Genomic DNA, 6,718 nt, shown 5'->3' with positions numbered 1-6,718 from the left:
TATCTCGCAAGAAATTTTATCTTTAGCAGAAAATAATCGGTTACGAACTTCGCAACCTCGCCAAGCGCAAGACCGTTGGCAGAAATGCTGATGTGTGACGGAAACAACTAACCTAAAAATTAAAGAAAATAAAAATTGAATAGTAAAATTTTAAAATTTGCTTGGGGTTTAATGATAATTGGAGCAATCATTTCAATTTACTTCTGTATTAAAACCAAAATGGATGGATTTTGTATTTGGGGAGGTACAATAGATTTTACAACTACAGGTCAGTTCGGTGATTTTATGGGAGGTGTGGTAGGAACTGTTTTTGCTCTTGCTGGAACAATTTTAATCTTTCTTTCTTTCAATGAGCAAACAAAGCAAAACAAAAGAGAAGCTTTTGAAGCTACTTTTTTTGAAATGATAAATTTACAGAGAGAGAATGTAAACCAAATGAATTACACCAAATTTGAAGTAAACAGTTTGGAGAAAGCAGAACATAGAAAAGTATTCAGAATTATATTTAAAGAATTTTTAGAATGCTATAGAGAAGTTAAAAAATTTTCCAATTCAAAAAACATAGATGATTATCTTTTGAGAAAAGAAAAAAATGCTTTACTCAATGTAATCAGCCAGAACAATTTAAAAATTAATATTTTAGAATTAGCTTTAGTAGATATTGCTTATAATATTGTTTTTTATGGTCTTAGCGAAGAAGGAGAAATTATCTTAAGAGATAAGTTTAAAAGAAAGTATAATGCTTTATATTTTTATCAACTTTTGAGGTATATGAAACTCAAACCAAAAAAAGAGAATATTAAAAGATGGGCAAAATGGGATGAATTAATGAACTTGAGCTTTAAAGATTTTAAACAAACTAATCTTGAATTCTACAATTACAGAAGACACAATTCTACAAATAATTTAACTGAAAAATCACAGAAATTAGTTTACACAAAAAAATATAAAAAATATTATGGTGGACATCAACATCGGCTTGGTCACTATTTTAGACATTTATTTCAGACATACAAATATTTAAACTACAATGAAGATTTAACAGAAAAAGAAAAATATTTTTATGCTAAAACTTTAAGAGCACAATTGTCAACTTATGAACAAGCATTGCTATTCATAAATAGTATTTCAAGTTTAGGAATGAAATGGGAATTGAAACCAGAAGTTGAATTATTAAAAAAAGGTGAAACCATTGAGAACTGTAAAATAATTACAAAATATAATTTAATCAAAAATTTACCTGGTTATCATTTTTTTGGAATTAGATATAAAAATTATTATCCAAAAGTAAAATATGAAACTGAAGAGTAAAATAAATAAAAGCACTATCTGCCAACACACGCTACAAGCAATTTGGGCAATTGGTTTAATTTAAAGTTGGTCTTATATCAGATAAATTTGTGTTTATCCGAAGATTTGGCTCCCTTAATCCCAAACTGCTTATAGCGCGGGAACGTTGTGCGATATTTAACCAAAAAACCAATGAAAATCAACGTATTAATTTTAATTTTTATCACTTTCAACTCATTTTCTCAAAATAATGCTGATAGTATTATTGTGAAAAATAAAGTAAAAGAAGTAAGGATTTTTGACATCAAAGACAATCTAGTTTCTTTATCTAAATATGATTTAAAAGGTAATGTTTTATTTAAATCAATGGACAATTTTGCTTCTGCTGTATTTTTAAAAACATCTGAAACTAACGATTACAATGACAATGGAAAATTAATAAAAAAAACATCTACACATTCCTCGTTTAAAGAACCAACAATATGGATATATGAATATGATAAAAATCAAAACCTTTCGAATATTAAAGATGAAAAAGGTAATTTAATATTTCAATTTTTTTATGATGATTCGGATTTTAAGAATAAAGAAATAATGTATTCTGACAACAAAATATCTCAAACTACAATATTTGAAAAGCGAAATAATGGAAGCGAAATAATTTCGTTAATAAACGGAGATTTTCTAAAAAACAGAAAAAATATTTCATTTTTTGATGAGAACAAAAATGAAATTAAAACAGAATCTTATAGCAATGAAAAATTAAGATTTTCTTCAAATTCAACTTATACAAATAATAGACTAACAAAAATTATTTATAATGAAACTAATAGTCAAAGTGGAAACAATTACTATTACGATTCAAAAAACAGATTAATCAAAAGAGAATTATTTGACATAGAAAATGGTAAAGAAATAAATGGAAATTATGAAGTTTTTGAATATTTAGAAAATGATTTAATCAAAAAGTACGTTGAGAATATATATTCATTATCTGGCTTAAATGAATATAAATATGAATACGATTACTACAAATAAACATCGCACAACAGGCGTTACACGAGATTTGGGCATTTGGCTTAATTTAAAAATGGTTTTGTACTTGGGAAATTTGTGTTTAACCGAAAAACCTCGCATCTTTAATCCCAAACCTCGTGTAGCGCCAGAACGTTGGCGGTCAGCTTACGACAGGCACTACTAACGATAGTCTAAAGAAATCACAATCAAAACAAAAAAACACCCAAAACCTTCCAATTGTTTACATTTTTAAACACTAAAAAATAATATTTATAGATTTTTGTTTGTATTTTTGTAAACAATTTACAACTTAATAAATAAAAAGATGATTATCAATTTTAGTATACAGAATTTCGGTTCAATAAAAGACAAGCAGACACTATCTTTTGAAGCTGACAAATCCACACATCTTGAAGATACTTACGTCGTAAAATTTGGAGAGCAAAGAATTTTAAAACTTGCCTTAATTTATGGGGCTAATGCTTCTGGTAAAACAACAATACTAAAAGCTCTTGATTTTTTAAGAGATGTTGTTCTTGAACCTGAGCGTAAAAAAACAAACGAATTAGATTTTAATCCTTTTTTATTTGACCCAGATACTCCCAAACAAAATTCAATTATTTCAATAGAGTTTTTTCAAAATAACATTAAATACTTTTATGAAATAGAGTTTTTCAAAAAAGCCATAGTTACTGAAGAATTATATTTTTACAACCCAAATAAAGCCAACGTTTTCAAAAGAAAAACTAATTTGACAAATCAGTTTACAGAAATAACTTTTGGTAGTAAAATTTCTGCAGACAAAGTTTTCGAAAAAACACTTCAAGCCAATACTTTGTGGAATAATACCGTTTTAGGTGGATATCTAAAAACAAATATTGACCTCAAGGAATTACAAGAAGTTATTGATTGGTTTGAAAATTATCTTAGTCCTCTTGTTTATACAAGAACAGAATTAGAGGGTTTTGTAACTTCAAGAATAGATAATAATGAAATTTCAAAATCAGACGTAGTTACTATCTTAAAGAAAGCCGACTTTAATATCTCTGATATAATTATTCAAGAGGAAGAAAAAGAAATCCCTGATGATTTTATTGAGTTTTTGAAAAAACAAATTAAGGCACCAAGCGAGAAAATTAAAGAGTTAGAAGAAAAAGGAAAATTAAAAGCCGTAAACATTGAATTTGAACATACTGTAAACAGTATAAAATATACTTTACCTCTAGAATTTGAATCACAAGGAACGAGACGCTATTATGGTTTTGCTGGTTTACTAGCTCTATTAATCAAGAACTCAACAGCATTTCCAATTGATGAGTTAGAAGCTTCTTTACATCCTGATTTATATTTACATTTTCTTCTTTCTTTTCTAATAAATTCAAAAACTTCACAAATCATTGCAACTACACACAATCGAGAGATTTTAGACAATAAAGACATTTTTAGAAATGATGCGGTATGGTTCACTGACAAACAAGAAAGTTGTTCTACTGAACTTTATTCATTGATTGATTTTGACAGTTCTGTTGTTCGCAACACAACAAATATTTTGAATGCATATAAAAGCGGTAAATTAAGTGGAACACCTAATTTGGGCGACACTTTCATTGATTTAAACCTATGAGAAAGTCGAAACAAATTCAACACAAGACAAATCCAGCTTTAGCTGTCGTAGTAGACGGAGATACTGAAATTTGGTATTTGCAAATGTTAAAGCGAAATGAAAGGGATATTCGTGTTAGTATAAAACCCGAAATTCCAAACAAAAAAAGTATAGAAGAACAATATAAATTAGTCTGTCAATTATCAAGCAAAGAATTTACAAAGGTTTTTTGGATTATTGACCTTGACACTATTGTAAAAGAAACCAATGAAGCACCTAAAGGAAAAAAATCTCCTCTAAAAATATTTGAAGAATATCGAGCAGACCTTGTAAACAACTTTGAAAATGTTATAGTAATTGTAAACAATCCATGTCTTGAATTTTGGTTTCTACTTCATTTTGAAAAAACATCTAAATATTTCAACAATTGCTTAGGTGCAGAAACTCAACTTAAAAAACACTTGAAGAATTATGAAAAAACACAAAAATTCTTCACAAAACAAAATGACGATATTTATTTAAAGTTAAAACCAAACTTAAAAGTAGCTTTACAAAATTCACTTGCTCTTGGAAATTTCCAAAATCAAGCCCCAACCAATGCAATGTGTGAAATGGAATTATTTTTTCATTCAGACGAACTAAAAAAGTACTTTACATAAAAAGCCGAACCGCCAACACACGCTACAAGCAAGCTGGGCAATTGGCTTAATTTGAAGATGGTTTTGTATTTAAAAAATTAGTTTTTAACCGAAAGTTTAGGCTTTCTTAATCCCAGCCTGCGTGTAGCGCGAGAACGTTAGCTGTTATTATCTCACAAAATGACGTATATGAGAAATTTTAGGAATTTTATAGTTTTTATATTGTCAACATTTATTCTATGTTGTTGTTTTCGTCGTGTAGACAATAAAGAATTGATAATAAGTAATAAATCCAGCAATTCAATATATATAACATTATCAAGTAATGATGAAATTTTTGACTACGAAAAGTTTTTATTAAATGAGCGTTTAGAAAAAGGAGAAGAAATAAATGGAACTATAGATATAACAGGTTTATTTTTTTCAGAAGAAATATCTCCAAACTCAATTATAAATTGGAAACCAGCAACTTATTTTAAAGGTTATATAGATGGTTGCAATGATGAAAAAACTAGAATATTCATTATTGAAAAAGATAGCGTGAAAAAGTATGGTTGGAAACAACTTCATAAAATGAAACTATATAATAAAAAATATATCCTATCGTATAACGAACTTGAAAAAAATAATTGGAAGATAAATTATTAATAAAATAACAACAGCTAACAGCCGTTTAGTCTCATTGCGCCTGTGAACCCCTTATTTTATTGGTATTCAAGAAATTTAAAACACAACAAGTACAACATAAGTACAACAAATCAGAATCTTTTTACAAGGCTATAAATACCCACTCCGTCAAGCTGTGCTTGGCGGTTTATTTTTTGGTATTCAGCCAGCATTCCACAATAGTACTGGTGGGTTGCTTTGGCAAAACCATTGATCAAAAGTAATTCATTCAAACAGTCTCCATTAGGCAAAATCACATATCCTAATTGCCTATTCCAATAATCAAAGTAGTTTTCTTGCTCTGTAATTATCGTTACAGTCGTTTTAGGAGGAGCAACCGACAAAACAAACTCCAAAGACTGCAAACCAAATTTGAGCAGTAATTCGGCTGGTAAATGACTTTTTTCTTCGTCCTCTTTCATCTTCCTATTTAGTTTTACTTCGGGTGCATCCAAACCATAAAGACGAATTTCTTTTTTCAATTGAGTGAAAGGATTGCAAATGATTATGCTATCGCCATCTAAGACTTCTTCTATTTGCCAATGGGTTTCCACCAAATACGGTGCTTTTGCCTTGTATTGCATTGATTTACAGGTTTTTAAGTTGTTGATTTTCAAATATAATATTTCAAATTTGTTGAAGCAATTGCAATTAAATATTAACTCTTAAAAATTAGACACAATGGCAAGACAAAAAGGTGTTATCAAGTATGTTGGAACTCTTGGAGAGATTCGACATTTTAAAATTAAAGGTCAAGAAGGCTTCTATGCCGGAATGGTTGGTGGACCAACTGGTGACCAGGTGCATACCGCTCCAGAGTTTGAAAGAACTCGTGAAAACATGAACGAGTTTGGAGCTTGTGCCAAAGCAGGAAAATCAGTTCGAATAGGTTTGTCTCAAATTATGAAACAAATGGCTGACAGTCAAGTGACCGGAAGATTAACTTCGATTATGAAAAAAATCAATTTGGAAGATCAAACTGAAGCCAGAGGGTACCGAAAAATTGAAATTAGTACCCAACGTAATTATTTGAAAGGTTTTGAATTCAACAAAAACAATTCTTTTAATGGTATTTTCAACGCTCCCTTTACTTTATCTCATTCAGCTGGTAGAGAAAGTGGTGAATTAGTCGTTGAAGCTTTCAATCCAGCCAATTTAATTAGTGCTCCATCAGGAGCTACCCATTTCCGTTTGCTTACTTCCCTATCTGTTGTGAGTGATTTTGAATATATCGCTACCACAAACAGTTATGACCCTATGGATGCGGATTTGAACGAGATCAGTAACATTCAATACAGTAACTTTTTAGATTTGTATGAACCAGTTCCGGCAACAACAATTTCGGCAACATTACCAGGTGCAGCTGTTCCCACTGCAAACGTTTCTGTTTTACAATGTGTTGGAATTGAGTTTTACCAACAAGTAGGACCTAATTTTTATTTATTTCAAAGCGGAAACTGTTTGAAAATTATAGACGTTTTTTAAAAAACAAAAATCAGAATCC

General features: G+C 29.5%; 7 protein-coding genes. 6 read left to right on the top strand and 1 reads right to left on the bottom strand.

Translation table 11 applies throughout. The features are described 5' to 3' along the window. Positions 1 to 294: 294 nt before the first annotated feature. The 5 genes from ABEB18_RS17160 to ABEB18_RS17140 all read left to right on the top strand — a co-directional run bounded on the left by ABEB18_RS17160 (position 295) and on the right by ABEB18_RS17140 (position 5,196). Positions 295 to 1,311: a putative phage abortive infection protein gene (locus ABEB18_RS17160; protein ID WP_348800578.1), complete on the top strand. Its 1,017-nt coding sequence runs from the start codon at positions 295 to 297 to the stop codon at positions 1,309 to 1,311. A gap of 246 nt (positions 1,312 to 1,557) precedes the next feature. Next, a complete protein-coding gene (locus tag ABEB18_RS17155) occupies positions 1,558 to 2,328 on the top strand; it encodes a hypothetical protein (RefSeq protein WP_348800577.1) in 771 nt (256 codons plus the stop codon). 304 nt (positions 2,329 to 2,632) lie between these two features. Continuing rightward, positions 2,633 to 3,931: an AAA family ATPase gene (locus tag ABEB18_RS17150; protein WP_348800576.1), complete on the top strand. Its 1,299-nt coding sequence runs from the start codon at positions 2,633 to 2,635 to the stop codon at positions 3,929 to 3,931. Beyond that, complete coding sequence (locus tag ABEB18_RS17145) at positions 3,928 to 4,569, top strand: RloB family protein (protein WP_348800575.1); 642 nt, start codon at positions 3,928 to 3,930, stop codon at positions 4,567 to 4,569. The genes ABEB18_RS17150 and ABEB18_RS17145 overlap by 4 nt, the downstream gene beginning before the upstream one ends. Positions 4,570 to 4,737: 168 nt before the next feature. Continuing rightward, on the top strand, positions 4,738 to 5,196 hold the full coding sequence (locus ABEB18_RS17140; RefSeq protein WP_348800574.1) for a hypothetical protein: 459 nt from the start codon (positions 4,738 to 4,740) through the stop codon (positions 5,194 to 5,196). Between the two features lie 110 nt (positions 5,197 to 5,306). Here the strand turns inward: ABEB18_RS17140 and ABEB18_RS17135 are convergent, their stop codons facing one another. Next, positions 5,307 to 5,798, bottom strand: coding sequence for a thermonuclease family protein (locus tag ABEB18_RS17135; RefSeq protein WP_348800572.1), 492 nt, complete (start codon positions 5,796 to 5,798; stop codon positions 5,307 to 5,309). Between the two features lie 97 nt (positions 5,799 to 5,895). Between ABEB18_RS17135 and ABEB18_RS17130 the strand changes: the two genes are divergently transcribed. Beyond that, on the top strand, positions 5,896 to 6,699 hold the full coding sequence (locus tag ABEB18_RS17130; RefSeq protein WP_348800571.1) for a hypothetical protein: 804 nt from the start codon (positions 5,896 to 5,898) through the stop codon (positions 6,697 to 6,699). Positions 6,700 to 6,718: the final 19 nt, after the last annotated feature.

Origin of the sequence: Flavobacterium adhaerens (assembly GCF_040045115.1) — a bacterium.
Classification (GTDB): Bacteria; Bacteroidota; Bacteroidia; order Flavobacteriales; family Flavobacteriaceae; genus Flavobacterium; species Flavobacterium adhaerens.
The sequence above is the reverse complement of the archived record's forward strand: the minus strand, read 5'-3'. Positions and strand labels throughout refer to the sequence as shown.

Excerpts from the sequence above, each read along its gene's own strand:
- ABEB18_RS17140 (WP_348800574.1), top strand. The coding sequence starts at position 4,738 with ATGAGAAATTTTAGGAATTTTATAGTTTTTATATTGTCAACATTTATT.
- ABEB18_RS17145 (WP_348800575.1), top strand. The coding sequence starts at position 3,928 with ATGAGAAAGTCGAAACAAATTCAACACAAGACAAATCCAGCTTTAGCT.
- ABEB18_RS17135 (WP_348800572.1), bottom strand. The coding sequence starts at position 5,798 with ATGCAATACAAGGCAAAAGCACCGTATTTGGTGGAAACCCATTGGCAA.
- ABEB18_RS17130 (WP_348800571.1), top strand. The coding sequence starts at position 5,896 with ATGGCAAGACAAAAAGGTGTTATCAAGTATGTTGGAACTCTTGGAGAG.
- ABEB18_RS17150 (WP_348800576.1), top strand. The coding sequence starts at position 2,633 with ATGATTATCAATTTTAGTATACAGAATTTCGGTTCAATAAAAGACAAG.